Origin of the sequence: Cellulomonas persica (assembly GCF_007989825.1) — a bacterium.
Taxonomy (GTDB): domain Bacteria; phylum Actinomycetota; class Actinomycetes; order Actinomycetales; family Cellulomonadaceae; genus Cellulomonas; species Cellulomonas persica.
The window spans coordinates 1-25,343 of sequence record NZ_BJUA01000004.1 but is presented as its reverse complement, the minus strand read 5'-3'; the positions used below and the strand labels follow the sequence as shown (position 1 = coordinate 25,343).

28 protein-coding genes are annotated in these 25,343 nt (G+C 74.9%); 14 read left to right on the top strand and 14 right to left on the bottom strand.

Annotated features, from left to right (window positions below; all coding sequences use genetic code 11):
* Positions 1-49: 49 nt before the first annotated feature.
* From CPE01_RS04890 to CPE01_RS04880, 3 genes are all read left to right on the top strand, one after another.
* Entirely contained in the window at positions 50-2,152 is a 2,103-nt protein-coding gene (locus tag CPE01_RS04890; RefSeq protein ID WP_146805534.1) for an MMPL family transporter, read from the top strand.
* Between the two features lie 95 nt (positions 2,153-2,247).
* Entirely contained in the window at positions 2,248-2,886 is a 639-nt protein-coding gene (locus tag CPE01_RS04885; protein WP_146805533.1) for a DUF6318 family protein, read from the top strand.
* On the top strand, positions 2,883-3,674 hold the full coding sequence (locus CPE01_RS04880) for a DUF6318 family protein (protein WP_146805532.1): 792 nt from the start codon (positions 2,883-2,885) through the stop codon (positions 3,672-3,674). The genes CPE01_RS04885 and CPE01_RS04880 overlap by 4 nt, the downstream gene beginning before the upstream one ends.
* A 28-nt stretch (positions 3,675-3,702) precedes the next feature.
* Here the strand turns inward: CPE01_RS04880 and CPE01_RS04875 are convergent, their stop codons facing one another.
* Positions 3,703-4,026, bottom strand: a complete 324-nt coding sequence (locus tag CPE01_RS04875) for a hypothetical protein (protein WP_146805531.1) — start codon at positions 4,024-4,026, stop codon at positions 3,703-3,705.
* A 91-nt stretch (positions 4,027-4,117) separates the two neighbouring features.
* Here CPE01_RS04875 and CPE01_RS04870 point away from each other — a divergent pair, with 91 nt between their 5' ends.
* From CPE01_RS04870 to CPE01_RS04850, 5 genes are read left to right on the top strand one after another with little or no spacing between them, the layout of a single operon-like run.
* Positions 4,118-4,600, top strand: a complete 483-nt coding sequence (locus CPE01_RS04870) for a PPOX class F420-dependent oxidoreductase (protein ID WP_146805530.1) — start codon at positions 4,118-4,120, stop codon at positions 4,598-4,600.
* Positions 4,601-4,604: 4 nt separating this feature from the next.
* A complete protein-coding gene (locus CPE01_RS04865) occupies positions 4,605-5,339 on the top strand; it encodes an SIR2 family NAD-dependent protein deacylase (protein WP_146805529.1) in 735 nt (244 codons plus the stop codon).
* 40 nt (positions 5,340-5,379) lie between these two features.
* Positions 5,380-5,757, top strand: coding sequence for a hypothetical protein (locus tag CPE01_RS16360; protein ID WP_186811413.1), 378 nt, complete (start codon positions 5,380-5,382; stop codon positions 5,755-5,757).
* Entirely contained in the window at positions 5,750-7,354 is a 1,605-nt protein-coding gene (locus CPE01_RS04855) for a sensor histidine kinase (RefSeq protein ID WP_146805527.1), read from the top strand. The genes CPE01_RS16360 and CPE01_RS04855 overlap by 8 nt, the downstream gene beginning before the upstream one ends.
* On the top strand, positions 7,351-8,016 hold the full coding sequence (locus CPE01_RS04850) for a response regulator transcription factor (protein ID WP_146805526.1): 666 nt from the start codon (positions 7,351-7,353) through the stop codon (positions 8,014-8,016). Before CPE01_RS04855 ends, CPE01_RS04850 begins: the two co-directional genes overlap by 4 nt.
* Positions 8,017-8,048: 32 nt before the next feature.
* Here CPE01_RS04850 and CPE01_RS04845 read toward each other — a convergent pair whose 3' ends face one another.
* Entirely contained in the window at positions 8,049-9,461 is a 1,413-nt protein-coding gene (locus tag CPE01_RS04845; protein ID WP_146805525.1) for a phosphotransferase family protein, read from the bottom strand.
* Between the two features lie 117 nt (positions 9,462-9,578).
* Entirely contained in the window at positions 9,579-10,088 is a 510-nt protein-coding gene (locus CPE01_RS04840; RefSeq protein ID WP_146805524.1) for a hypothetical protein, read from the bottom strand.
* Positions 10,089-10,266: 178 nt separating this feature from the next.
* Between CPE01_RS04840 and CPE01_RS04835 the strand changes: the two genes are divergently transcribed.
* From CPE01_RS04835 to CPE01_RS04825, 3 genes are all read left to right on the top strand, one after another.
* The gene (locus tag CPE01_RS04835) at positions 10,267-11,076 is read left to right on the top strand and encodes a SanA/YdcF family protein (protein ID WP_246783752.1); all 810 of its coding nucleotides are present in this window, start codon (positions 10,267-10,269) and stop codon (positions 11,074-11,076) included.
* A 12-nt stretch (positions 11,077-11,088) separates the two neighbouring features.
* The gene (locus tag CPE01_RS04830; RefSeq protein WP_307723673.1) at positions 11,089-12,021 is read left to right on the top strand and encodes a Cof-type HAD-IIB family hydrolase; all 933 of its coding nucleotides are present in this window, start codon (positions 11,089-11,091) and stop codon (positions 12,019-12,021) included.
* Positions 12,022-12,168: 147 nt separating this feature from the next.
* Positions 12,169-12,765 (top strand): alpha/beta hydrolase family protein, encoded by a 597-nt coding sequence (locus CPE01_RS04825; protein ID WP_146805523.1) that lies wholly within the window; start codon positions 12,169-12,171, stop codon positions 12,763-12,765.
* A gap of 179 nt (positions 12,766-12,944) precedes the next feature.
* On the opposite strand, the gene CPE01_RS04820 is transcribed toward CPE01_RS04825, so the two are convergent.
* From CPE01_RS04820 to CPE01_RS04775, 10 genes are all read right to left on the bottom strand, one after another.
* Complete coding sequence (locus CPE01_RS04820; RefSeq protein ID WP_146805522.1) at positions 12,945-13,502, bottom strand: O-acetyl-ADP-ribose deacetylase; 558 nt, start codon at positions 13,500-13,502, stop codon at positions 12,945-12,947.
* A gap of 1,059 nt (positions 13,503-14,561) precedes the next feature.
* The gene (gene dtd / locus CPE01_RS04815) at positions 14,562-15,005 is read right to left on the bottom strand and encodes a D-aminoacyl-tRNA deacylase (protein ID WP_146805521.1); all 444 of its coding nucleotides are present in this window, start codon (positions 15,003-15,005) and stop codon (positions 14,562-14,564) included.
* A 55-nt stretch (positions 15,006-15,060) separates the two neighbouring features.
* Positions 15,061-16,056 (bottom strand): asparaginase, encoded by a 996-nt coding sequence (locus CPE01_RS04810; RefSeq protein ID WP_146805520.1) that lies wholly within the window; start codon positions 16,054-16,056, stop codon positions 15,061-15,063.
* Positions 16,056-16,397, bottom strand: coding sequence for a DUF2516 family protein (locus tag CPE01_RS04805; protein WP_307723672.1), 342 nt, complete (start codon positions 16,395-16,397; stop codon positions 16,056-16,058). Before CPE01_RS04805 ends, CPE01_RS04810 begins: the two co-directional genes overlap by 1 nt.
* Before the next feature lie 92 nt (positions 16,398-16,489).
* Positions 16,490-16,909 (bottom strand): type II toxin-antitoxin system VapC family toxin, encoded by a 420-nt coding sequence (locus tag CPE01_RS04800; RefSeq protein ID WP_146805519.1) that lies wholly within the window; start codon positions 16,907-16,909, stop codon positions 16,490-16,492.
* Positions 16,909-17,169, bottom strand: coding sequence for a type II toxin-antitoxin system Phd/YefM family antitoxin (locus CPE01_RS04795; protein ID WP_146805518.1), 261 nt, complete (start codon positions 17,167-17,169; stop codon positions 16,909-16,911). The genes CPE01_RS04800 and CPE01_RS04795 overlap by 1 nt, the downstream gene beginning before the upstream one ends.
* A gap of 75 nt (positions 17,170-17,244) precedes the next feature.
* Entirely contained in the window at positions 17,245-18,375 is a 1,131-nt protein-coding gene (locus CPE01_RS04790; protein WP_146805517.1) for an FUSC family protein, read from the bottom strand.
* 25 nt (positions 18,376-18,400) lie between these two features.
* The gene (ygfZ, locus tag CPE01_RS04785; RefSeq protein ID WP_146805516.1) at positions 18,401-19,606 is read right to left on the bottom strand and encodes a CAF17-like 4Fe-4S cluster assembly/insertion protein YgfZ; all 1,206 of its coding nucleotides are present in this window, start codon (positions 19,604-19,606) and stop codon (positions 18,401-18,403) included.
* A complete protein-coding gene (locus tag CPE01_RS04780; RefSeq protein ID WP_146805724.1) occupies positions 19,606-20,196 on the bottom strand; it encodes a heme-binding beta-barrel domain-containing protein in 591 nt (196 codons plus the stop codon). Before CPE01_RS04780 ends, ygfZ begins: the two co-directional genes overlap by 1 nt.
* Before the next feature lie 335 nt (positions 20,197-20,531).
* Positions 20,532-21,266 carry a hypothetical protein gene (locus CPE01_RS04775; RefSeq protein WP_146805515.1) on the bottom strand — a complete coding sequence of 245 codons (735 nt, stop codon included), beginning with the start codon at positions 21,264-21,266 and terminating at the stop codon, positions 20,532-20,534.
* A 205-nt stretch (positions 21,267-21,471) separates the two neighbouring features.
* Here CPE01_RS04775 and CPE01_RS04770 point away from each other — a divergent pair, with 205 nt between their 5' ends.
* Genes CPE01_RS04770 through CPE01_RS04760 form a run of 3 tightly spaced genes read left to right on the top strand, consistent with a single transcriptional unit; the run spans position 21,472 to position 24,542 of the window.
* Positions 21,472-22,194 (top strand): winged helix-turn-helix transcriptional regulator, encoded by a 723-nt coding sequence (locus CPE01_RS04770; protein WP_146805514.1) that lies wholly within the window; start codon positions 21,472-21,474, stop codon positions 22,192-22,194.
* Positions 22,166-23,602 (top strand): Na+/H+ antiporter NhaA, encoded by a 1,437-nt coding sequence (gene nhaA / locus CPE01_RS04765; RefSeq protein WP_146805513.1) that lies wholly within the window; start codon positions 22,166-22,168, stop codon positions 23,600-23,602. The genes CPE01_RS04770 and nhaA overlap by 29 nt, the downstream gene beginning before the upstream one ends.
* Before the next feature lie 10 nt (positions 23,603-23,612).
* Positions 23,613-24,542 (top strand): alpha/beta fold hydrolase, encoded by a 930-nt coding sequence (locus CPE01_RS04760; RefSeq protein WP_146805512.1) that lies wholly within the window; start codon positions 23,613-23,615, stop codon positions 24,540-24,542.
* Positions 24,543-24,578: 36 nt separating this feature from the next.
* Here the strand turns inward: CPE01_RS04760 and nth are convergent, their stop codons facing one another.
* Positions 24,579-25,262, bottom strand: a complete 684-nt coding sequence (gene nth, locus CPE01_RS04755; protein ID WP_246783751.1) for an endonuclease III — start codon at positions 25,260-25,262, stop codon at positions 24,579-24,581.
* Positions 25,263-25,343 lie beyond the last annotated feature (81 nt).

The window sequence follows — 25,343 nt, the reverse complement described above, 5'->3', positions numbered from 1 at the left end:
CGCTCGTGGGCGCGATCCCACACTTCCGACACCGATCAGGGGACGTGTCATGGCCAAGGTCGCCGGGTGGGTCACCCACCGTTACGTGAAGTACGTCGTCATCGCGTTCTGGCTGGGGGCACTCGCGCTGCTCGGCCCCCTCGCCGGCAAGCTCACCGACGCGCAGGACAACGAGGCCGCGAGCTGGCTCCCGAAGGACGCGGAGTCCACGCAGGTGCTGGAACGCGCGTCGGCGTTCGTCCCGGAGGACACCGCACCAGCGGTCGTCGTCTACGAGAGACCCGGGGGCCTGACACCGCAGGACCAACAGGCCATCGCCGACGACGTGCGCGCGTTCGGCGCCGTCGAGCTGCTGGCGGGAGAGGTCGTCGGCCCGCAGATCTCGCAGGACGGTGAGGCGGCGCAGGTCATCGTGCCCGTCGCCATGGACGACTGGGACCTCGCGATCGACGTGGTCGACGACCTGCGCGCCGCGGGCGCGGACAACCCCGACGGGCTCGAGCTCCACGTCACGGGTCCGGTCGGGGCGTCCGCAGACTCCGCCGAGGCGTTCGAGGGCATCGACTCGACGCTGCTGTACGCGGCGGCTGCCGTGGTCATCGTCATCCTGCTGCTCACCTACCGCAGCCCGGTGCTGTGGCTGCTGCCCGTCGTCTCGGCGGTGGTCGCGCTGACGGTCGCGCAGGCCGTGGTGTACCTGCTCGCGGAGAACGCCGACCTCACGGTGAACGCGCAGAGCGCGGGCATCCTCACCGTCCTGGTGTTCGGCGCGGGCACCGACTACGCGTTGCTGCTGACCGCCAGATACCGCGAGGAGCTGCGCAAGCACGGCGACCGGCACGCCGCCATGGCGGTCGCGCTGCACCGGGCCAGCCCGGCGATCATCGCGTCCGGTGCCACGGTCGCGGCCGGGATGATGTGCCTGCTGTTCGCGACGATGAACTCGACGGCCGGCCTCGGGCCCGTCGCGGCCGCGGGCATCGTCGTCTGCCTGCTCGTCATGCTCACGCTGCTCCCCGCGCTGCTCGTGACGTTCGGCCGTTGGGTGTTCTGGCCGCGCGTGCCGCACCTGGGCGACGCCGAGCCGACCGAGCACGGGTTCTGGGCGCGCGTCGGGGACCGCATCGCGCTGCGTCCGCGGCGGACCTGGGTCGGCACGGCCGTGGTCCTCGTCATCGCGTCGTTCGGCGTGCTGCAGCTCAACGCCACGGGCCTGTCGACCGAGGAGTCGTTCACGAGCGAGCAGCCGTCGATCGTCGGAGAGAAGGTGCTCGTCGAGCACTTCACGGGCGGCGTCGGCTCGCCGGTCATGGTCCTCGCGAACGCGGAGCAGGCCGACGAGGTCGCCGCAGCGTTCGAGGGCGTCGAGGGCATCGACCCGGCGAGCGTCACCGAGCCCGTCGTCGTGAACGGGACCGCGTACCTGGAGGGCACGCTCAGCAGCGAGCCGGACTCCGACGATGCCTTCGACACCATCGACCGCGTCCGCGACGCGGTGCACGCGGTGCCGGGTGCGAACGCGGAGGTCGGCGGCGAGACCGCGATCAACCTGGACGTGCAACGGGCGTCGGCGCGCGACAACCTCGTCGTGATCCCGATCATCCTGCTCGCGGTCCTGCTGATCCTGGTGGCGCTGCTGCGGTCGATCGTCGCGCCGCTCGTGCTCATGGGCACGGTGGTCCTGTCGTTCGGTGCGGCGCTCGGCGTCTCGGCGCTCGTGTTCCGCAACGTGTTCGACTTCGCCGGCGCGGACTCGTCGTTCCCGCTGTTCGTCTTCGTGTTCCTCGTCGCGCTGGGGATCGACTACAACATCTTCCTCATGACGCGCGTGCGGGAGGAGGTGCAGCGCGTCGGCCACCGCCGCGGCACGCTCATCGGCCTCGCCGCGACGGGTGGCGTCATCACCTCGGCCGGGCTGGTGCTCGCGGGCACGTTCGCGACGCTCGGCACCCTGCCCGCGGTCGCGTTCGCGGAGATCGGGTTCGCCGTCGCGTTCGGCGTGCTGCTCGACACTCTCGTCGTCCGCTCGGTGCTCGTCACCGCGCTCAACCTCGACATCGGCCCGCGCATGTGGTGGCCGAGCCGCCTGGCTCGCCGCCCCGAGGCGGAGCCCGCGGCCGCCGTCGATCGGGTACCCGAACCGGTCGCCTGATTTGAACACTCACGCGCCGACGCCGGGGCCCTCTGCTTGTCCACAGACAGGCGGAGGGCCCCCGCGCGACGTCCGGATTGGGTACTTTCGCGCGCATGTCGCGCGCCCCCGCCTCGCTGGTCGTGGTCCTCGCTGTATCGGTCTCGGGAGGCTGCGGAACGGAAGTCCCGGAGCCTGCGTCGACGGCCACGCTGAGCATCTCTGCGTCGCCGACCCCCTCGCCCACGTCGAGTCCGACGCCCGAGGCCACGCCAGAACCGACCGCGAGCAGCGGACCGGACCAGGACATGTCGACGCCGCCAACACGCCCAGCCGCGTTCAACGGCCCTGCTACCGAAGAGAACGCGAAAGAGGTCGGGCGGTACTTCCTGACGCTGTTCCCCTACGCCGTCGCCACAGGCGATCTCGGTGCGTGGAACGAGTTGAGCGGCACGGACTGCACCTACTGCCAGAGCGTTCGCGAGCTCGTCGCGGGGATCCACGATCCAGGCAACCACGGCACTGGCGGGGCCTACGAGCTGGGTTTCGCGGGCGTGTCCGCACTTGGTGGCGACAGGTTCGTCGTCGGCATCGAGTACGTCGAGACCCCGTCCCGCACCGTCGCCCCGGACGGCTCCATCGTCGAGGACTTCCCAGACACGTACTCGATGCAGGCCCAGATCGAGCTGAGCTGGTCGGACGGTAAGTGGACGGTTGACGGCGTCCAGGTCGACGAGTGGGGCGACAACGGATGACGCACGAACAGTCGGTGCGACTGCCCCGGCGGCGCTCGTCGTGCTGGCGGCCGCAGCTGGCAGGCGACGAAGCAGTGCTGACCAGCCTGCTGATCGTCGTGGAACGGGGCCCCGCGCCGGACGCAGAGCCGGTCAGCCGGTCCGTGTCCGGGCCGGTTTCGTTCGCCCTCATGTCGCGCGCGACGGGCTGGTTCGTCCTCGTCATCGCTGTGTTGCTCGCGGCAGGCTGCGCGGCGCGCGCCCCACAGCCCGCCAAGGCAGTCACCGCGAGCGCTCCGACAGCGGCACCGTCCCGGACGTCGAGTCCGACGCCCGGCCCGACTCCGGAGCCGGTCATGACCAGCGGGCCGGACAAGGACGTCACCGTCCCGCCCAGTCGCCCTGCCGCACTCGAGGGCCCGGCTACCGTCGAGAACGCCGCCCTCGTTGCGAAGTACGTCGTCCAGCTCCTCCCCTACGTGATGGCCAGTGGCGACACCGCGCAATGGGAGGACCTGTCTGGCCCGGACTGCACGTTCTGCGCCAGCGCACGAGACCTCGCGGCGGAGGTCGCCACCAAGGGCGAGAGGATCATCGGGGGTGCGATCGACGTCGGCCTCGGGCACGCTTCGGCTGCCGAGGACGGCGTCTTCGCCGCAAGCGTCGACTTCGTCGAGCACCCGTCCCGGCGCCTCGCGGCCGACGGCTCGGTCCTGAAGGACGACCCGGATGCCACGGCGATGCGAGCCCACATCGACTTGCGCTGGAGCGCCGGCGCATGGGTGGTCCAGGGCGTGTGGACCGACTGATCGCGCTGTGGGGCGGCGCCATGCGCTCTCAGTAGGTGTAGTCGGGGCCTTCCGCCCGCGCCCACGGAGAGTCGGGCTGGAGCGACCAGACGCGTGCCCGATCCGCGCTGCCATACGGCTGCACGCTCACCTCAGCGAGCAGGAGCCGGTCCGGCAGGTGCTGCTGCGCCCAGGCGATCACCGCGATGACGTCCCGCGCGCCCGCGAACACGTACGTCGCCTCACCCGCGACGTCGTCGAGCCCGCCCTCGACCGGTCCGGTCAGGAACGTCACGAAGTAGGTGGGCCGCACGTCGGCGACCCTGCCCTCGGGGAGCCGCCCCAGCACGGGCTCCGACTGCATGCCATCCATGGCCGTACACAACCACGCGGCACGTCGCCTCGTCCGAGGCGATCCACAGCGAGCGCCCATACCCGGACCGGAGTCGTCGTACCGTCGTCGCATGGCACGTTCCATCGCGACCACCACCGCGGTCTCCCGCGACGAGCTGCTCGAGTTCGTCCGCCCCCGTCACCACCTGCTGCTCGTCACGACGCGCGCCGACGGCCGTCCGCAGGTCTCGCCGGTCTCGGGCGGTGTCGACGACGAGGGCCGCATCGTCGTCTCGACGTACCCGGGCCGCGCGAAGACCCGCAACGCCGAGCGCGACCCGCGCGTGAGCGTGTGCGTGCTGTCCGACGACTGGAACGGCCCGTGGGTGCAGGTCGACGGCACCGCGCAGGTGCTGCACATGCCCGAGGCCGAGGACGCGCTCGTCGACTACTACCGGTGCATCGCGGGCGAGCACCCGGACTGGGACGAGTACCGCGCGGCGATGCGGCTGCAGGGCAAGAGCCTGCTGCGGATCACGCCGGAGCGGTGGGGTCCGCTCGCGACGGGCGGGTTCCCCGCGGACGTCGCGGCCCGGCTCGACGCGAAGGGCTGAGCGCGTGCCGCACCATCACGACGACCCGACGATCACGGTCCTGACCGGCGCGGGGATCTCGACGTCGTCGGGCATCCCCGACTTCCGGGGCCCGCAGGGCGTGTGGACGCGCGACCCGGCCGCGGCGGACCTGCTGGAGATCGGGGCGTACGTCCGCGAGCGCGACGTGCGCGTGCGGGGCTGGCGCGCGTGGGCGGAGCACGCCGTGTGGCACGCCCGGCCGACGGCGGCGCACCGGGCATTGGCCGAGCTCGAGCGGGCCGGCGATCTGATCGCGGTCCTCACACAGAACTTCGACGGCCTGCACCAGGCCGCGGGCTCGTCCGACGAGCGCACGGTCGAGCTGCACGGGTCGCTCGCCACGACCTCGTGCCTGCGGTGCCAGACGACGTGGCCGACGACGGACGTGCTCGCGCGCCTGGCCGACGAGCCCGACCCCGCGTGCCCGGAGTGCGGCGGCATCCTCAAGCCGGACGTCGTGTACTTCGGCGAGCAGCTGCCCGACGACGCGCTGCAGCACGCGGTCGCGGCGGCCACGGACGCCACGACGTTCGTCGCGATCGGTACGACGCTGACCGTGCAGCCCGTCGCGAGTCTCGCCGCGCTCGCGGTCGACTCGGGTGCGCGCCTCGTCGTCGTGAACGCCGAGCCCACGCCGTACGACCACCTGGCCGACGAGGTCCTGCGCGACCCGATCGACGTGGCCGTCCCCGCGCTCCTCGACCGCCTGCGCTCCTGACTCTCATCCGCGTCTCATCCGGAGCAGGCACGATGGGCGCATGGCGGGGCGTGTGCGGACGGGGCTGGCGTTGCTGCTCGTCGCGCTCGCGCTCGCGTCGGCGTCGTACGCGTTCGGGGTCGCGCTGACACCGCCCGGGGACCGGTCGATCGGCGACGCCGTCGTCGTGACACCCCCGCCGCCGACCACCGAGCCGACGCCGGACACCACCCCGGCACCGACCTCGTCGTCGACCCCGACGACCTCCCCGACGCCTGCCTCACGCCCGGGCCGGCCCGTCGACCTCCCCACGCCGCGGGACCCGGACGACGACGATGACGACGACGATGACGACGACCGCAAGGGCGGGTCCGACGACGATGACGACGACTCGCACGACGAGCCGGACGGCGACGAGTCGGACGACCCGGATGACTGACCGCCGCCCACGCCGCGCCAGGACGGTGCGCGCCAAGGTCGTCGCGGTGGCGCTCGCGACGACCGCGCTCGGCCTGCTCGGCGCCGGCCTGACCACGTACGCGATCCAGCGGCAGGACGTCGACGACCGCATCGAGGGCGAGCTCACGCGCGCCGCGCAGCAGTTCCGCCGCATCGCGCAGGCCAACGCGGACCTGCCCGTCGACGGCATCCTGCGTGCGGCGATGCAGCAGACGCTCCCCGACCCGACCGCCGGGAGCATCGCGCTCGTCGACGGCACACCCGCCTGGTACGCGCCGACGACCGTGACGGTGCGCCTCGAGGACGACCCGCAGCTCGTCGCGCTGCTGCGCCAGGTCCCGGCGGGCGATCAGGCACGTCTGCGGACGGTCACCACCGACCTGGCGCAGTACCGGGTGGTGACGGTCCCGCTGGTCGTCGACGACCCCGGCCAGCCCGCGGGCGTGTTCGCGGCCGCGACCGTGCGGGACCTGGAGATCACGCGGCTCAACGAGACGTGGCTGACGTACACGTACGTCGCCGCGGGCGCGCTCGCCGCGACCGGGGTGCTCGCGTGGCTGCTGCTCGGGCGGGTCCTGCGGCCGCTGCGCGCGCTGCGGGACAGCGCCGCGCGCGTCGACGAGGGCACGCTCGACGAGCGCGTGCCCGTGACCACCGACGACGACGTGGGCGAGGTCGGGCACACCGTCAACGCGATGCTCGACCGCCTGCAGGCCAGCATGTCCGCGCAGCGCCGTCTGCTCGACGACGTCGGCCACGAGCTGCGCACACCGCTCACGGTGATCGGCGGGCACCTCGAGCTCATGGACGTCGACGACCCCGCCGACGTGCGCGCGACGCGTGAGCTCGCGCTCGACGAGGTCGACCGCATGCGCCTGCTCGTCGACGACCTGCTCGTGCTCGCCGTCGCGGACCGGGAGGGGTTCGTGCGCCCCGTCCCCACGCACGTGGGCGTCCTGACCGACGAGGTCCTCGACAAGGCCACGGGCCTCGGACCGCGCACGTGGCGCGTCGACAAGCGCGCCGACGCCGAGCTGCTCGTCGACCCTCGTCGGCTCACGCAGGCGTGGCTGCAGCTCGCGAACAACGCGGTGAAGTTCTCCGCCGACGGCACGACGATCACGCTCGGCTCGGCCGTCGCCGACGGGACCTTGCGGCTGTGGGTGCGCGACGAGGGCGTCGGCATCGCGCCCGAGCGGCAGGCGCGGATCTTCGAGCGGTTCGAGCGGACGCCGCAGTCCGCGGGCACCGAGGGCGCCGGGCTGGGGCTCGCGATCGTCGCGGCCATCGCGTCCGCGCACGGCGGTGACGTCGGGGTCTCGTCGGAGCCGGGGATCGGGTCGACGTTCGTCGTGACCGTCCCGGCCGTCCCCGTCGCGTCCGGCGGACCGTCGGACGACGAGCAGGTGGACGACGAGCACGTGGACGACGCGCGTGTCGACGACGCGCGTGTCGACGACGAGCAGGTGGACGACGAGGTCGCGGTCGACGGCGTCGCGGGTGACGATCGGGTGGACGACGAGGCTGCCGGCGACGAGCGCGCGGGTCGGCGGCGGCGCGACGGAGGGGCGACATGAGCGGCGTGCTGGTGGTCGAGGACGAGGCGCGCATCGCGTCGTTCGTCGCGAAGGGACTCAAGGCCGCCGGCTACGCGCCGACCGTCGTCGGCACCGCCCGCGAGGCTCTCGACCTGGCGCTGACCGGCGACATGGACCTCATGGTCCTCGACATCGGCCTGCCCGACGGCAGCGGCTTCGACGTGCTGCGGGAGATCCGCGCCGCGGGCTCCCGCCTGCCGGTGATCATCCTGACCGCGCGCAGCTCGGTCGAGGACACCGTCGCGGGGCTCAAGGGCGGCGCGGACGACTACATGCCCAAGCCGTTCCGGTTCGAGGAGCTGCTCGCGCGCGTCCGGCTCCGGCTGCGCACCGAGGCGGACACGCGCGACGACACGACCCTGCTGCAGCGCGGCTCGGTCACGCTCGACCTGCGCTCCCGCCGCGCGACCGTCGACGGCCGCGCCGTGGACCTGTCCGCGCGTGAGTTCGCGCTCGCGGAGACGTTCCTGCGCAACGCCGGCACGGCGCTGTCCCGCGAGCAGCTGCTCTCACGCGTGTGGGGGTACGACTTCGACCCGGCGTCCAACGTCGTCGACGTGTACGTGCGCTACCTGCGCACCAAGCTCGGGGCGGGGCTGATCACGACCGTGCGCGGCGTCGGCTACCGCTTCGAGGCGTAGCCCGGGCGTTCTCTCCGGGTGCGCGGCGCCGCTCAGGCCAGGAACGCCTCGGCGGCGGCCAGCATGCGCTCGGAGTCGTCGGCGGGTGCGGCGGGGTCGGGCGGCAGCGCGCCCGCGGCCAGCGACAGCAGCACGCCCGCCACGCGGACCCGCAGCGCGCCCTGGTCGACGATCCCGGCCGCCTCGGCCGTCCAGCACTGCGCGACCGCGACCAGCTCGGGTGTCAGGGGGCGCACCGCGTGCAGGTGCGCGAGCAGGCACGCGACGTCGTCGACGAGGTGACCCGGCCCGGCGGTGTCCACGTCGAGCAGCCCCGAGACCCGGCCCGTCCCGTCGACGAGGAGCTGGGCCTCGTGCAGGTCGCCGTGCGTGGGGACCACGGGCCCCGGGTCCGTCGACCGCAGCCCCGAGCGCACGCCCGCCGCGACGGCGTGCGCCCGCCCCGCGAGCGCCGGCCGCACCTCGAGCGCCCCGGCGTACGCCCGGGCCCGCGACGACCACGGCCGGCGCATCGGCAGGTCCAGGACCGCGGCAGGGAACTGCGCGACGACGGCCAGCACGTCCGCGAGCGCCAGGGCCGTCCCGGCGACGAGGGCGTCGAGCAGCGGCGTGCCGTGCAACGCCTCGAGCACGACGAGCCCGTCGTCGGCCGCGTGTGCGACCCGCGGGACCGGCACGCCCGCACCCCCCAGCAGCCGGTGCCGGGCGACGACGTCCGCGGCGTTGCCGTCGGCCGGGCGCAGGACCTTGACGAACCACGGCACGCCGTCACGCTCCGCCCGGACGACTGCGCGCCGCAGCGGCCGGTAGCCGACGAGCTCGAGCGCCGTCACCGGCCCGCTCCCCGGCAGGCTCGGTGCGACGAGCGCCGGGTCGCACGCGCGTCGCAGGGCCGGCAGGACCGGGTCGTCGGGATGCCGCCACACCACGACGGTCCCCGCCGGCCCGCGCGCGACGAGCGTGCCCGGCACGTCCCGCGGGCACGAGCGCGACGACGACGCGAGCAGGTACTCCTGCGCGCCGCCGCGCTGCTGGACGACGTAGCCCACCGTCACGCCGTCGCCCGGCCGGTGGTGCACCGCGTCGACGCGCCACGACGCGAGCTCGGCACCGGTCGTGCCCAGCGCCGCGGCGAGCAGCTCGCCGATCCCGGTGTCCGTGAGCACCGCGAGCGCGGCGGCCTCGTCGGGCACGTCGTCGTGGCGCCCGTGCCCAGGTTCGTCGGCGCGGTCGTCGTCGATCCCCCGACCGTCGACCGAGCCGTCGAACCTGCCGCCCGACCCGGGCCCGGCGCGACCCGGGGAGACGCGGGGCTCGACCAGACGCGGCCCGTCGGACCACGGGTCGTCGACGACGGGACCGTCGGCGGGTGCCGAGGCAGCCCGACGCCCCCGCCGGTCGCGGGGGGACGGGCGCGCTGCGCCGCGCGCCGGCTGGGGCGTCATAGGGGCAAGGCTGCCAGGACGATCAGGCGTCGTCATGTCCGGTTCGTCCGATGGTCCATCGCTCGAGGTCGTCCGCGCAGGGTGTCGTCGACGCTCGCGGTCTCGTGAGCGCTGCGCTCAGTCGTCCGCGCTCGGGGCGCTGACGGGGCTGGCCGGGCTCGCGGGGGTCGCGGGGCTGGCCGGGGTCACCGGGCTGGGGGCCGACGCGGGGGTCGGCGCGGTCACCGGGCTCGGCGCGGTCACGGGCGAGGCGGCGCTCGGCGGCGTGGGGGCCGTCACCGGGCTGGCGGCGGTGATCGGGCTCGCGGGCGTGGCGGTGCTCGCGGGCGTCGGGGCCGTGGCCGGGGTCAGCGCCGTGACGGTCGTGACGACCGACGAGTTCTGCGTGCGCGACGGGTCGGTCGCACCGGGCGACGGCGTGGCCTGCGCGGACGGGGCGTCAGAAGGCGCGGTCGACGCGGCGGTCGTCGCCTCGACGCTCGGGGCGTCGGTGGGGACGGCGGACGTCGTCGGGTCCGGGGTCGGGGTGCTGGGGCTCGCGCTCGCGGCGAGCGCGCTGCCACCGGCGACGGCCACGGCGCTGAGGGTGCCGGAGATGATCCAGACCGAACGGGGGAGGGAACGCATGGTGGGCCTCTTTCGTCGTGCCGCGGCCTGCCCGCGACACCACCGAGGTTCGACGCCGTCCATGAGGCCTGCAGGAGGGCCGCATGAGAGACCTCTCATGCGCTCGGCTCCTCGACGTCGGTCCGGCTCCTCGACGTCGGTCCGTGGGAGCGTCAGGGACGGTCGTTAGGCTGCGGCGGTGAGCATCGACGCGGACGCGCAGGCCGACGAGGGCACGCCGGGCCCGCCCGGCACGGTCCGGACCGCAGCCGCGCAGCCGGCGGCTGTGCCGGACGACGCCGTCCCGCAGCAGTCCGCCCCGCAGGATGCCGGGCCGCACCACGCCTCGCGACCCCCGCGCCGGCGAGCGCGACGCCGCCTGCTCGTCGCCGCCGCGCTCGTCGTGCTGCTGCTCGTCCCGCTCGCGTGGGTGCAGGGCACCGGCCAGGCCGGGCTGCGCACGCTCGAGACCGTGGACGACGCCCCCGTGGCGCTCGTGTTCGGGGCGGGCCTGCGCCCCGACGGCTCCCCGTCCACGTACCTGCGCCGCCGGCTCGACGCCGCGCAGTCGCTGTACGACGCCGGGAAGGTGTCCGTCGTCCTCGTGAGCGGTGACAACGGGTCCGTCGGGCACGACGAGCCGACCGCGATGCACGACTACCTCGTCGGCGCGGGCGTCCCGAGCGCGTCGGTCGTGCTCGACTACGCGGGCTTCGACACGCACGACACGTGCGTCCGCGCGCACCGCGTGTTCGGCGTCGACGCGGCGGTCGTGCTCACGCAGGACTACCACGTGCGTCGCGCGGTCTTCTCGTGCACCGCGGCGGGCATCGACACCCAGGGCGTCGGCGTCTCGTCAGCCAGCGTGCAGCCCGAGCAGCTCACGCAGTGGAAGCTGCGCGAGGTCGCCGCGTCGTACAAGGCGTGGTGGGACGGCCTCACGGGACGCGACCCGGTCTACCTCGGGCCGGCCGAGACCGGCGTGCAGGACGCCCTGCGCGGCTCCTGAGACGATCGAGCCGTGCCCGACCACACCTCCCCCACCTCCATCGCCCCGACGAACCCCAGCAGCGAACGCCCTGGCGCCGGCCGGACCAGCGCCACGGCCCGCGACGCCGACGACGTCCTGACCGCCCTGCGCACCACGCTCGACGCCACCGACGTGCGGCTGGTCGCGCTGGACATGGACGGCTCCCTGCTCGACGACGACAAGCACATCCCCGACGGCTTCTGGGACGTGCTCGACGCGCTCGTCGCCCGCGGGGTCGTCGTGTGCCCCGCGTCCGGGCGTCAGTACGCGACGCTCCGTGAGCAGTTCGGGCGCGACGACCTGACGTACATCGGCGAGAACGGCGCGATCGTCGTGCGCGACGGCACCCCGCTCACCGTCGCGGGGCTCGCGCTGGAGAGCGCCCGCCGCGCCGTGCACCTGGTGCGCGGCGCGGTGCGGGACGGCGCGGACCTCGGGACGGTGCTGTGCGGCATGCGCTCCGCGTACGTCGAGCGCTCCGACGAGGCCTTCCTCCAGCACGTGCGCCCCTACTACCGCCTGCTCGAGCACGTCGAGGACCTGACCGCCGTCGACGACGAGGTCCTCAAGGTCGCGGTGTACGACTTCGCCTCCGCCGCGCAGGGCGCCGGCCCCCTGCTCGCGCCGCTCGACGGCCCCGACCGCGTGCTCGTCTCGGGCGAGAACTGGGTCGACGTCATGGGGCCCGACGCCGACAAGGGCCACGCGCTGCGCGCGCTGCAGGCCGAGCTCGGCGTCCCGCCCGCGCGGACCATGGCGTTCGGCGACTACTTCAACGACGTCGGCATGCTCGAGGCCGCGCACTGGTCCTTCGCGATGGCCAACGCCCATCCGGACGTCCGCGCGGGCGCGCGCTTCGTCGCCCCGTCCAACGACGACGACGGCGTCGTCCGCACCCTCCGCGCCGCCTTCCGGCTCCCCTGACCGCCCCCGCCACCAGAGGCAGGGGTTGTTGCGGCGGACGACGGTGGTTGCCGGATCGGGGCTGAGCCGTCCGTCGCGCGGCCGCGTGGCCGCGGTGGTGGGCATATGTGCTGGTGAGGTGGGTTCGGGGCGTCTAGCGTGAGGCGGGTGAGCGAGACGGAGTCGGGGGCGCAGCTCGTCGGGGCACAGGACGTCGCGGGTGTGGTGATCACGCCCGGGGCGAGCGCGGACCGGGACCACCGCACGCTCGTCGCGCTCGAGGCGGCGCTCGCGCCGCTGCCCGTGCTGAGGCTGAACTTCCCGAACCGCGAACGCGGCAGCCGCGCACCGGAGCGGGCCGAGGTCGCGATCCCCTACCTGCGCGAGCGCGCAGACGCGTGGGCCGCCGAGCTCGGCGTCGACCCCGGACGACTCGTGCTCGGGGGACGGTCCTTCGGCGGGCGCATGGCGTCGATGGCAGTCGCCCAGGGCCAGCCCGCCGCCGCTCTGCTCCTGCTCTCCTACCCGCTGCACCCGCCCGGAGAGCCCGAGCGGCTGCGCGTCGAGCACCTGCACGACATCGAGGTTCCCGTGCTCGCGGTCAGCGGCGAGCGCGACCCCTTCGGCTCGCCCGACGAGCTCGCGCAGCACCTCGCTGCGCTCCGCGGACCCTGGCACCTCGTCACCGTGCCGGGCGACCACAGCCCCCAGGACCCGCCCGTCGTCGCCGCGGTCCAGCACTGGCTCGGCCGCCCACCCGCCTGACACCCAGCGCCCGACGCCCGGCCCGCGCCCGGCCTGCGTCCGCCTCGCGAGATCGGCACTTCCGCGCGACCTCGTGCATCCGGACTGCCGAGCTCGCGCGAACCTGCCGAGCTCGCGCACCCGACCTCGCACGCGGGGTGCCGAGGTCGTCGGGCGCGGCGGGGCAGCGAGCGGGGAGGTCAGGCGGGGCGGGTGGTGAGCTCGCGCTCGAAGGCGGCGAGGGCCGGCGGGGAGAAGAGGACGAAGCGCGCGAGGGAGATGCCCTGGGGCCGGCCGTCGGTGGTGCGGTCCTGGTCCGTACCCACGGCCCACGTGCGCACCGAGGCGACCGCGATGCGCGCGACCTCGTCGAGGTCCCAGCCGTAGACACCCGCGCTCACCGCGGGGAACGCGATCGAGTGGGCACCCAGGTCCACCGCGACCTCGAGCGACGCGAGGAAGCACCCCGCGAGCGCGGCGGGGTCCCGCTCGCCGGCGTGCCAGTTGGGCCCGACGGTGTGCACGACCCACCGCGCGGGCAGCTCGAACGCGTCGGTGGCCACGGCGTGCCCGACGGGCAGACCGTCGGGGTACCGCGACGCGCGCAGCTCGCGGCAGGCGGCCAGCAGTCCGGGGCCGGCTGCGGCGTGGATCGCGCCGTCGACTCCCCCACCGCCCAGGAGCGAGGAGTTCGCCGCGTTCACGACGACGTCGACGTCCTGCTTCGTGATGTCTCCGAGCACCGCCTCGATCCGCATGCCTCCATCGTCACCCGACGAGGCGGGTGGGCGCCGGACGTCGGTCCCACCGCACGCGACCGGGCCGCCGCGACTCAGGCGGGGCGCGTGCCGCGGGGCGCCTGCCGCAATCCCGGCCGACGACGCGACAAGGCCCCTCGGACGCTTACTCCGAGGGGCCTTCGCCGAGCACCAGGCTAGGTCGCGGCACCCACCGTCCGGGTGAACGACACGCGTCGTTGTCCACAACTTCGGTCCACAGCCCTGTGTTCAGCCCATGTTCGCGCAGGTCGACCTGTGCACAGAGGTGTGGAGCAAAATGTGGATAAAGAAATCCTCTAGAGCCTCTTGCGGGGCCTGGCGGCCAGGACTAGAAATCTCACATCGGCCTCGACGGATCGGGAACCGACAGGGAAGAACCCCCTCGGGGGAGCGGACCTGACGGCCCCGGGACGACGAGGTCGGGCCGACCGGAGAACGGGCGACCACACCGACGGGGCAACCCGAAGGCTCGCGGATGACGCCGCGAGGGTGGCTCCGGACCGGGAGGCCGATCGCAGTCCCCCCGCCCGCGGCGGGCCGGTTCGCCGGCGCGTCGGGTGTCGGGATGGAGTCGCACGTCAGAGCGGCGCCGTCGCACCACCGGGCCTTCGGGCTCGGGAGCCGCCAGGCTCGAGAGCAACGAGGATCGTGCACCTCACGGTGGACGAACCGCACGGGGCGCGCACCGCAAGGCGCGTGGACCGCGTGGCTCACGGGATCTGACAGCTCACGGATCGCGAGGTCCTGAACCGCAAGGCTCGGGCTCTCACGGTTCACGGGTTCACCGGTTCGTCGGGCCTCGGTCCGCGGACCATCGGACCCGCGAGCTGCGGTCCGCGGTGTCGACACGGTCGAGGAGGGTTCGCCCGACGAGACCGATGGCCTGTGATCGCACGAGAAGGCCCCTCGGACGCTTACTCCGAGGGGCCTTCTCCGTGTTCGGCGAGGTCGCGCACCGCGGGACCGGCACGCCAGGTGGCCGCGCCGCCGCGACGCGCGTCGGACGACGCCGGACCCCGGCCGGGCTGGGCGGGCCCGTCAGGAGACCTGGTCCGGGACCGACTCCAGCAGGATCGTCACCGGCCCGTCGTTGACGAGCTCGACGGCCATGTCCGCACCGAACACCCCGGTCGCGACGTCGAGCCCGCGCGAGCGCAGCGCGTCGACGACCGCCTCGACGAGCGGCTCGGCGACAGGCCCGGGAGCGGCCGCGTTCCACGTCGGGCGGCGGCCCTTGCGCGTGTCGCCGTAGAGCGTGAACTGGCTGACGACGAGCACGGGCGCCCCGACGTCGACCGCGCTCTGCTCGTCGCGCAGGACCCGCAGCTCGGCGACCTTGCGGGCGATGAGCTCGACCTGCGCGGGTCCGTCGCCCGGCGTGACGCCGACGAGCACGACGAGGCCCGGCCGGTCGATCGCACCGACGACCGTCCCGTCGACCGTGACGGACGCGCGGGTCACGCGCTGCACCACGGCCCTCACCGCACGACCACCCTCACACCGACGACCACCCGCAGGACCGGACCCCCGACCGTCCTCACAGGCACGGCTCCACGACGCCGACCGGCTCACCGTGCCCCAGCACGGGCGTCGCCCCGACGGGCTCGACGAGGGCCGGGTCCACGCCGGCGACGACGAGCGCGGCGGCCAGCACCGCGGCGCGCGGCCGCGCGGACCCGTCGCTGATCTTGAGGGCGACGGCGCCGCCGTCGGGCAGCCCGGCGGCGTAGACGCCGTCGGCCCCGTCCTTGGCGACCAGCCCGGGGACGGCCTGCATGAACCGGGTCGCGTCACGGCCCGTGCCGGCGACGAACCACGGGTGGGCGCTCATCGCGCGGGCGACGCGTCCCTCGGGCGTGCCGGCGTGGCCGGAGTCGTGCGGTGCGCGTCCGAGGTGCGCGAACGCGCGGGCGAGCCCGGACAGCGTCGTCGAGAACAGCGCCGCGCCGCACCCGTCGACCGTGGTGTGTGCGACGGGGACGCCGGTGAGCTCGGCGACCGCGTCGTGCAGCGCACGCTGCAGCGGGTGCTGCGGGTCGCGGTAGCCCGCGAGCGGCCAGCCTGCGGCGACGCACGTGGCGAGCATCGCGGCGTGCTTGCCGGAGCAGTTCTGCGCGATCGGCTCGCGCCCGTGCCCCTGCTCACGCCACGCCCAGGCCGCCTCGGGGTCGAGCGGCCAGTCGGGGGTGTTGTCGAGGTCGGTCTCGCTCAGGCCGTGCGCGGCGAGCAGCGCGCGCACGGCGTCGACGTGCGCGGGCTCGGCGTTGTGGCTCGCGCTCGCCAGCGCGAGCCACTCGTCGTCGACGTCGAGCCCGTGCCGCAGCATCCCGACGGCCTGCAGGGGCTTGAGCGACGAGCGCGCCCAGATCGTCACGTCGGGGTCGCCGAGCGTGAGCCGGACCTCGCCGTCGGGGGCGAGCACGACGAGGTGGCCCGTGTGCACGGACTCGACGAGCCCGCCGCGCACGACCCGCGCGAGCGGGACCGCGTGGGTCGCGACGTCGTGCGCCGGGCCGCCGGTGGGGGTCGTCATCACCAGCCGCCCGTCGACCCGCCCGGTCCACGGCCCGGGCCGCGGCGCTTGCGCGAGTACGGCGCGACGGCCGGCTTCACGTCGACGAGGTAGACGATCGCGGCGACCGCGGAGAGCAGGCCGAGGAACGGCAGGAGCTGCAGCGGCGGCAGCGCGAGGAACGCCAGGAACGTCGCGACCGCCAGGATCAGGAGCCAGAAGTTCTTGGTGCGCTTGCCCGCGGACGGGAACGCGCTCGCGGGGCGCAGCAGCAGGTCGACGAGCGCCCACACGCACAGCGCGAAGATCACGAGGAGGAACAGCAGGTACAGGATCCACTGGAGGCTTCCGACGATTCCCACGCGCTGAGCCTAAGGGCCGCACGCCCCGCACGCAGTCACGCGCAGGCCCTCACCTGCGACCCTCGGCCGCCGGCAGGCAGAGGTCCGAGCCGTCACGGGACGACGCGCAGCCCCTCGGCCCGGGCGGCGGCGGCCAGGTGCTCGTCCCACGCGACCACGACGAGCTCGTCGGACCGCAGCGCGAGCGCGGACGCGAGGTGCAGCGCGTCCGCGGCCCGCAGCGCGTGGTACCCGACGAGCGTCGCGGCACCGGCCGTGACGGGCTCGTGCAGCTCGACGACGTGCAGCGCGGGCCACAGCCGCTCCCACTGCGCGAGCGCGGCCCGCTCGGTGCCCGCGTCGATCACACCCGCGCGGCGTCCGCCGGCCAGCAGCGCGCGGACCTCGGTGTCCGCGAGCCGGGAGGTCGCGACGAGGTCGGCGCCGGACCACAGCGCGGCGGCCAGCTCGCTGCCGGTCTCGGTGACGCAGAGCTTGGCGAGCGCGCTCGTGTCGAAGTAGCAGACGGCCATCAGCGACGCAGCCGCCGCACCAGGCTCGACACGCCCTGCCGCCCGGCGTCGGCGCTCACCGGCTCGGCGGGCTCGCGGGGCGCGGTGGCGGGCGACAGGAGCCCGTCGCGCTCGAGCCGCGCGAGCAGGTCGGCGGAGTCGATGCCGGTCAGCCTCGCGACGGGGATGCCCCGGTCGGTGATGACGACGTCCTGCCCTCCGCGTGCCGTCTCGATCCACTGCTTGAGCTCTGCGCGCAACGCGCTGACCGCGACCTCCACGGCCCCGACGCTACCGGGCTTCTCGTGTCCCCGGGCACGTGTCACGCGCCCGGGCGGCGTGCGGGCCGACCCCGCTCAGATCTCGGGGAGCGCCGCGCGGGCCGCGCCCGGGTCCTCCCCGGCGGCCTCGAGCAGGTCGACGACGAGCGAGCGGTGCAGCAGCACGAGGCTCTGCACCTGCCAGTCGGCGGGCGCGATCGCGAACGGGTCGAGCGCCCCGGCCGAGACGAGCAGCGCCCCGCGGGCGCGCGCCGGGTCCCGACCGCTGCCGAGCGCGGACGCGAGGTCCGCCGCGGCGGACGCGGTGATCTCGATGCGCTGTGCCGCGGAGCGCAAGTCGTGCGTGGTGGGCGACTCGAGCAGGGCGAGCGCACGGCGCGTCATGACGCGCGTGTTCCGCATCGCCCGGTCGACGAGCACGGACGCGGCGACGAGCCGCGACAGCTCGCCCTTGTGCCGGCGGTGGGCGGGCGACAGGCGCACGAGCTCGCGCGCGTTCGTGGCGGTCTCGTGCCACTCGTCGAGCCGTGCCTGCGACGCGCGCCCGCGCACGAGCACGTCCTCGACGTCCGCGACGGACCGCGCCGCGAGACCCTCGGCGAGCTCGTGCAGGACGACCGCGACCTCCTGCGTCGCGCGCTGCGCGAGCGACCGCGGGTGCCGCCGCGGGTCGGAGGGCGTGAGCACGGCGACGGCGAACGCGACACCACCGCCGACGAGCGCGTCGGTCCAGCGCCCGAACGGTCCGCCCGTGGCGGTGAGCGTGGGGAGGCCGACGATGATCATGGCCTGCACGCCGGCCTGCGTGGTCAGCAGCGCACCACGGTCGACGAGCCGCGCGAGCATCGCCGCGACGAACAGCACGACCGCGACCTGCCACAGCCCGGTCCCGATGACGTGCACGAGCGCGTCACCGAGCCCGACGCCGATCGCGACGCCGACGGCGATCTCGGCGACCCGGCGCAGCGACCGGTCGGCGGTGAAGCCGAGCGCGATCCACGCGCAGACGGGCGCGAAGAACGGGTACGGGTGGTCGAGCACGTAGCGCCCGATGCCGAACGCGATGCCCGCGGCCACCGACGCCTGCAGGATCGGGAACCACGCGGCGCGCACGCGGTCGATCCCCTGCCGCACGCGCACGCGCGCGACGAGGCGCACGTCGTGCCAGCCGCGGCGGGGCGGCTCCGGGTCTGCGGTCTGTGCCATCAGCGGCTGGGTGCCGTCAGCGCCGTCAGAGTGCAGGGTGCACGCCCAGCCCGCGGGCGAGCGGGCCGCGCGGCGCGGGGCGGTCGGTCGAGACGCCCTCACCGGGCACGACGACCTCCTGCGCGGCGCTCACCGCACCGCCGTCGCACGCCACGAGCAGCGGCGCGTCGACCGCGAGCGAGCGCTTGACCACGGCGAGCGCGACCGGCCCGAGCTCGTGGTGCCGCGCGACGCTCGTCACGCGCCCGACCTCGCGGCCGAGCTCCCCCGCGACGTCCGTCGCCTCGTGCACGCCCGCGCCGGGCTCGGGGATCAGGTGCCCGGACCCGTCGAGGTGCAGCATGACGAGCCGGCGCGGCGGCCGCCCGAGGTTGTGCACGCGCGCGACGGTCTCCTGCCCGCGGTAGCAGCCCTTGTGCAGGTGCACCGCGGTGCGCAGCCAGTCGAGCTCGTGCGGGATGGTCCGGTGGTCGACCTCGGTCGCGGCGCGGGGGCGCCAGGCCTCGACGCGCAGCGCCTCGCTCGCCCACGTCCCCGCGAGCGACCACCCGGCTGCCTCGCGCGCGGCGACCTCGTCGGTCAGGCGCTCACGCGGCACGAGCACGAGCCGCCACGCGCGGTCCGAGCCGGGGTGCTCCTCGTCGGGCGGGCCGTAACGCGTGCCGCCGGGGACGACGTGCGGCCACGGGTCGCGCCACGTCACGGGCTCGTCGGGACCGCCCTCCGCCGAGACGGGCTCGCCGAGCGCCGCCCACTCGTCGGTCACGTCGGCGATCTCGACGCGCAGCATGAACTTCATGCGGTCGAGCCACGCGGCCAGGCCCTGCGGCGTCTGCGTGACGAGCCACGTCGCCCCGCCGTCGTCGATGACCGCCGCGGCGTGCTCGACGTGCCCGTGCGGGCTCAGCACGAGCAGCTCGGTCGACGTGCGCGGCGGCAGGTCGGCGAGCTGTGCGGTGGTGATCGAGTGCAACCAGGTCAGGCGGTCCGGCCCCGCGACGCGCACGACGCCGAGCTGGGACTGGTCCACGACCGCGCCGCCGCGCGCGAGCGCGCGCTGCTCGGCGGTCGGGTCGCCGTAGTGCCACGCGACGCCCGCGTCCGGCCCGGCACCCGCGACGGCGCCGCGCCGCGCGAGCAGCGGGCTCGTGTGCCGCACGGGCTCGTAGGCCGGCGCCTCGTCGGCGGGCGTCCGCCCACCGGCGGTCTCAGCAGCGGAGGGCCCGGTCATCAGGACGCGGCGTCCTCGACGCGCGCGAGCCGTGCGGAGGCGTACGACTGCATCGGCTGGCCGAACGCCGCGAGGTCCTGCGCCCACATGAGCTCGCCGTTCACCAGGCCGTACAGGCGGGTCGCGGCGCTCACGTCGGCGCCCGACGCGGTGCGGGCGATCACGTCGGACGCCAGGTCCACGCGCCCGTTGCCCACCGCGCCGACGTACACGGCCACGTGGCCGGACGGGTCCGCGAGCAGGACCTCGACCGGGAACTGCTCGTCGGCCAGGCCCTCGGGGCGCTCGGGCGGGACGCGCCAGTAGCCGGACTCGGTCGACCAGACGGGACCGTCCTGCGCGGCCGGGGCGCCCTGCTCGTCGGACGCGGTCTCGTCGAGTGCGGACGCGTCGTCCGGGGCGACGACGAGCCGGATGGTCGACGTGTACGACAGGTAGGGGCCGCCGTCGTGGTCGAACACGACGTCCTGGACGAAGGCGGTCTCCTCGACGTTCGGGTAGCCGACGACCCCCTGACCGGACCAGTGGCCGACGAGCCAGGCGAGCGGGTAGACCTCGGGAGCGAGCCCCTCGGGCAGGACGAACGCCATGCGTGTGCCTTCCATCAGGGTCCGGCTCCGCGGCCCGGCGGCCGACGGGAGGCGGACCTCGAGCGTCAGTGGATCAGCGCGTCAGCGCGTCAGCCCTGCGACCGGAACAGGCGGTACACCACGAGCCCCGCCGTCCAGGCGATCGCGAGCGTCGTCAGGACGAGCAGACCGATGAAGAACCCCTCGAGCGCTGTCATGCGCCGATCCTAACGATCTCGGGGCGGTCGGCTGTTCCCGAACGTCCGGGGTGCACCCGACCAGTTCAGCCACGGTCCGGCCGAACGGCCGACGAGCACGTGCGTCAGTGGACGATCAGGTGGCGGCCGACGGGCGCGTCAGCCCACCAGGACGCGGCCGACGACGTAGACGAGGATCCCGGTGACCGTCACGGGCAGCACCACGGCCGCGACCGACGGCAGCTTGCGCGCGAGCGACTCGAGCGCGTCGAACAGCACGTGCAGCGACGAGACGAGCACACCCACGGCGGCGCCGAGCACGAGCCCGGCGAGCAGGTCGATGTCCGGCAGCAGCAGCGTCGCCAGGACGCCCGCGGCCGTCGCGGCGGCGGTGGTCACGAGCGCACCGCGCCACGAGGCAAGCGGCAGCGCGACGACCGCCGAGCCCACCGCGAGCGCGAGCGCCCCGACGACGACGATCGGCTCGCCGCCCGGGGTCCGCCCGATCGCGACCCAGCCGGCGACGGCGACCGCGAGCAGCGTCCCGGTGACCGTGCCGGCGACCGACTCGACCATGCGCTCACGCCCGCCCCGCCGCAGCAGCTCGTTGACGAACGCGAGCAGGATGGACGTGGCGAACACGACCGGCAGGTACCGCAGGTACGGCTGGTCCTGCACGGAGTGCACGGCGAGCACGCCGCCGACCCCGCCGATCGCGATGACCGCGGCCGAGCCGGGCCGGAACGGCAGGTTCGCGAGCGACGGCCAGCCGACCGCGAACGCGAGCGCGAGCAGCGCGGCGAGCACGGTGACGGGCAGGCCGCCGAGGTAGCCGGCGACGGCGACGAGCGCGGCGAGGGCGGCCGTGACGACGGCGCGCGTGGCGAGCTGCATGCGACTACCGCCCCGCCGGAGCCGCCGCGGCGGTGCGGCGCACCGGTGCGGGGGCGAGCTCGAGGCTCGGCGTCGTCGTCAGGACCTGGGGGAGCACGGCCGACAGTCTCGCAGATCCCGCGCCGTGAGCCTGCTCGCGGACGGTGCCACGACGAGGCCGGGGCACGCGGTAGCGTGTCCCCACTCGCCGCAGGGAGGTTCCACGGTGGCAGACCTTCTGCTCCTGACCCCGGCGTCCGGTGGATCGGCACAGGTGCTGCCGGCGCTCGGGCTGCTGTCCCACCGCGTGCGCGTGCTGCCCGTCGAGCCCTCGGCACTGGTGGACGCCCCCGACGCGGACATCGTCGTGCTCGACGCGCGCCGGGACCTCGTCACCGCGCGCACCACGTGCCGTCTGCTGCGCGCGACGGGTCTGGCGGTCCCCCTCGTGCTGGTGCTCACGGAGGGCGGCCTCACGGTCGTCACCGCCGAGTGGGGCGCCGACGACATCGTCCTCGACTCCGCGGGGCCCGCCGAGGTCGAGACCCGGTTCCGGCTCGTCATGGAGCGGGCGGCGGTCGCGGGCTACGACGACGCGCCGCAGGAGATCTCGTCGGGTGAGCTGACGATCGACGCGGGTGGCTACACCGCCCGTCTGCGCGGCCGCCCGCTCGACCTCACGTACAAGGAGTTCGAGCTCCTCAAGTACCTCGTGCAGCACCCGGGTCGCGTGTTCACGCGCGCCCAGCTCCTGCAGGAGGTCTGGGGCTACGACTACTACGGGGGCACCCGCACGGTGGACGTCCACGTGCGTCGGCTGCGTGCCAAGCTCGGTCCCGAGCACGAGCAGCTCATCGGCACCGTCCGCAACGTCGGCTACCGCTTCGACCCGCCGAAGGACCGGCGGCCGGCGGGTGAACGTGACAGCGTCTCCGAACCCGCGGTCTGACGGCCCCCGCCGCGACGTACCGACCGAGCACGAGCAGACCGCGCACGACGAGCAGGCGGCGCACGACGAGCAGGGCGCACCACCCGGGACGCGCGCGACGCTGTTCGCCCGGCTGACCCCGGGCAGCGAGCGCAACCTCGCCGACACCCTGCGCGGCGAGCGTGCCGGTGGCGTGCTGCTGCTCGTCGGTGCCGTCGTCGCGCTCGTGTGGGCCAACGCCTGGCCCGCGGCCTACGCCACGCTCTCGCACACCGTCGTCGGCCCGAGCGCGCTGCACCTCGACCTCACGCTCGCGCAGTGGGCGACCGACGGCCTGCTGACGGTGTTCTTCTTCGTCGTGGGGCTCGAGCTGGCCCGCGAGCTGACCGTCGGCGAGCTGCGGCACCCGGCGACGGCGGTGGTCCCGATCGTCGCGGCGGTCGGCGGCATGGTGGCGCCCGCGCTGCTGTACCTCGCCCTCAACGTGGGCCGGACCGGCGGCGCGACGCAGGGCTGGGCCGTCCCCACGGCGACCGACATCGCGTTCGCGGTCGCGGTCCTCGCGCTCGTCGGCCGCGGTCTGCCGCCCGCGCTGCGCGCGTTCCTGCTCACGCTCGCGGTGGTCGACGACCTGCTCGCGATCCTCGTGATCGGCACGGTCTACACCGAGGACCTCGCGTGGCTCCCGCTGCTGGGCTCGGTCGTGTGCGTCGCGGCGTTCGCGTGGCTCGTGCGGCGACGCCGTGCGAGCGCGTGGCTGCTCGTGCCGCTCGGGGTCGTCGCGTGGGCGGCGCTGCACGCGTCCGGGGTGCACGCGACGCTGGCGGGAGTCGCGCTCGGGCTCGTCGTGCCCGCGAGCCCCGAGGCGACGGCCCGCGCCCGCGGCCTGGCCTCCCCGCCCGAGCAGTCGCTCGCGGAGGAGTGGGAGCACCGGTGGCGGCCGTGGTCGGCCGGGCTCGCGGTGCCCGTCTTCGCGCTGTTCGCCGCGGGGGTCACGGTCTCCGCGGACGTCCTGGCCGACGCGCTGGCCGACCCGGTCGCCCAGGGCGTCGCGCTCGGGCTCGTCGTCGGCAAGCCGCTCGGGATCCTCGCCGCCACCTGGGCGGTCGCGACGTTCACACGCGCACGCCTCGCACTCGGGCTCGGGTGGGGCGACGTGATCGGCGTCGGCCTCGTCGGCGGCATCGGGTTCACCGTGTCGCTCCTGGTCGCCGAGCTCGCGTTCGGCGACGGGTCCCCGCACGACGAGCACGCGGTCCTCGCGGTGCTCGTGGCCTCCCTCCTGGCGGCCCTCACCGGCGGTACGGTGCTCGCAGCACGTGGTCGGCGCCGGCTGCGCAGCGACCCGGCCGGCGCGGCGTCCGACCACCCGGTCCCTGACGAGCCCGACGGGAGCCGCCGTCCGCACCCGTCACCGCCGAACGGATAGGTTCACGACGATGACTGCCGTCGACTCCGCCACGCTCCTGCTCGACGGACCGTGGCAGCACCGGTTCGTCGCCGCCAACGGCGCGCGGTTCCACGTCGCGGTCGCCGGCCCCGACGACCGTGACACCCCCCTCGTCGTCCTGCTGCACGCCGTCCCCCAGTTCTGGTGGGCCTGGCGCCGGCAGCTCGACGCGCTCGGCGCCGCGGGGTACCGCGTCGCCGCGCTCGACGTGCGGGGCACGGGCGGCTCCGACAAGCCCCCGCAGGGCTACGACGTGCCGACGCTGACCGCCGACGTCGCGGGCGTCGTCCGCTCGCTCGGGGCGAGCTCCGCGGTCGTCGTCGGGTGCGGCACCGGCGGCTCGATCGCGTGGGCCATGCCCGCGCTGCAGCCTGCGACCACGAGCGCCGTCGCCGTGCTGTCGTCGCCGCACCCGCTGGACGCGATCCGACGCCCCCTGTCCGCGTTCCGGCCCGCGGCCGTGCGCCGCCTCGGCTTCGTCCAGCTCCCGTCGCTGCCCGAGCGGCGCCTCGCGCGCGGCGACCTCGCGCACCACCTGCTGACCGAGTGGGGCGGGGGGCCGTGGCTCGACCACGCGACCGAGCGCACGTACGTCGAGGCGCTGCGCGTGCCGTTCGCCGCGCACTCCCAGCTCGAGCAGCTGCGCTGGCTCGGCCGCTGCGGGCCGCGGCCCGACGGCCGGCGCTTCCTGGCCGCGCTGCGGTCGTCCCGCGCCGTGCCGGTGCTGCACCTGCACGGCGCGCGCGACGGGCTCGTGCCCGCGCACGGCGTCGCGCTGAGCCGCGAGGCGCGCGCCCTCGTCGGCTCCGACTACACGTACGAGCTCGTCGCCGACGCGGGGCACTTCCTGCCCGAGCAGGCGACCGAGCACGTCAACCGCACGCTGCTCACCTGGCTCGGACGCGTCGCGCCGCTGTGACCTCGAGGCTCCGCGAGACCCGGCCCTCAGGAGCAGCTACCCCTTGAGCAGCGCCGCCGCGCGCGCCGGGTCGGTCTCGCCCTCGCCGTACGACGGGCACAGGGCCGCGACCGGGCACGCACCGCACGCCGGCCGACGCGCGTGGCACGTGCGACGCCCGTGGAAGATCAGCCGGTGGCAGGCCATGGTCCAGTCCTTGCGCGGCAGCAGCGCGCCGAGCTCACGCTCGACGACCAGCGGGTCCTCGCTGACGGTGTAGCCGAGGCGCCGCGACAGCCGCAGCACGTGCGTGTCCGTGGTGACGCCCGGGACGCCGAACGCGTTGCCGAGCACCACGTTCGCGGTCTTGCGGCCCACGCCCGGCAACGACACGAGGTCCTCGAGCCGGCCCGGCACGCGCCCGTCGAACCGCTCGACGAGCGCCTGCGCGAGCCCCGTGATGGAACGCGCCTTGGCCCGGAAGAACCCGAGCGGCTTGAGGATCTCCTCGAGCTCGTCGGGCGCGGCCGCCGCGAGCTCGGCCGGACCCGGGTACCGCGCGAACAGCTCCGGGGTCGTCGCGTTGACGCGCACGTCGGTCGTCTGTGCGGACAGCACGGTCGCCACGAGGAGCGTGAACGGGTCCGTGAAGTCGAGCTCGCACCGTGCGTCGGGGTACCGCTGCGCGAGCAGCCGGTCCACCCGCCGCGCCCGGCGCGTCAGTGCCAGAGGGGTCTCCACGTGCACAGGGCTCTCCACGTGCACAGGGCTCTCCACGTGCACAGGGCTCTCCACGTGCACAGGGCTCTCCACGTGCACAGA

Coding starts and splice junctions, on each gene's coding strand:
- CPE01_RS04885 (WP_146805533.1), top strand. CDS start 2,248: ATGTCGCGCGCCCCCGCCTCGCTGGTCGTGGTCCTCGCTGTATCGGTC.
- CPE01_RS04820 (WP_146805522.1), bottom strand. CDS start 13,502: ATGCGGATCGAGGCGGTGCTCGGAGACATCACGAAGCAGGACGTCGAC.
- CPE01_RS04780 (WP_146805724.1), bottom strand. CDS start 20,196: ATGGCGTTCGTCCTGCCCGAGGGGCTCGCTCCCGAGGTCTACCCGCTC.
- CPE01_RS04855 (WP_146805527.1), top strand. CDS start 5,750: ATGACTGACCGCCGCCCACGCCGCGCCAGGACGGTGCGCGCCAAGGTC.
- CPE01_RS04875 (WP_146805531.1), bottom strand. CDS start 4,026: ATGGATGGCATGCAGTCGGAGCCCGTGCTGGGGCGGCTCCCCGAGGGC.
- ygfZ (WP_146805516.1), bottom strand. CDS start 19,606: ATGACCGGGCCCTCCGCTGCTGAGACCGCCGGTGGGCGGACGCCCGCC.
- CPE01_RS04845 (WP_146805525.1), bottom strand. CDS start 9,461: ATGACGCCCCAGCCGGCGCGCGGCGCAGCGCGCCCGTCCCCCCGCGAC.
- CPE01_RS16360 (WP_186811413.1), top strand. CDS start 5,380: ATGGCGGGGCGTGTGCGGACGGGGCTGGCGTTGCTGCTCGTCGCGCTC.
- CPE01_RS04840 (WP_146805524.1), bottom strand. CDS start 10,088: ATGCGTTCCCTCCCCCGTTCGGTCTGGATCATCTCCGGCACCCTCAGC.
- CPE01_RS04850 (WP_146805526.1), top strand. CDS start 7,351: ATGAGCGGCGTGCTGGTGGTCGAGGACGAGGCGCGCATCGCGTCGTTC.
- CPE01_RS04890 (WP_146805534.1), top strand. CDS start 50: ATGGCCAAGGTCGCCGGGTGGGTCACCCACCGTTACGTGAAGTACGTC.
- CPE01_RS04790 (WP_146805517.1), bottom strand. CDS start 18,375: ATGGCACAGACCGCAGACCCGGAGCCGCCCCGCCGCGGCTGGCACGAC.
- CPE01_RS04810 (WP_146805520.1), bottom strand. CDS start 16,056: ATGACGACCCCCACCGGCGGCCCGGCGCACGACGTCGCGACCCACGCG.
- CPE01_RS04870 (WP_146805530.1), top strand. CDS start 4,118: ATGGCACGTTCCATCGCGACCACCACCGCGGTCTCCCGCGACGAGCTG.
- CPE01_RS04760 (WP_146805512.1), top strand. CDS start 23,613: ATGACTGCCGTCGACTCCGCCACGCTCCTGCTCGACGGACCGTGGCAG.
- CPE01_RS04800 (WP_146805519.1), bottom strand. CDS start 16,909: ATGGCCGTCTGCTACTTCGACACGAGCGCGCTCGCCAAGCTCTGCGTC.
- CPE01_RS04775 (WP_146805515.1), bottom strand. CDS start 21,266: ATGCAGCTCGCCACGCGCGCCGTCGTCACGGCCGCCCTCGCCGCGCTC.
- CPE01_RS04880 (WP_146805532.1), top strand. CDS start 2,883: ATGACGCACGAACAGTCGGTGCGACTGCCCCGGCGGCGCTCGTCGTGC.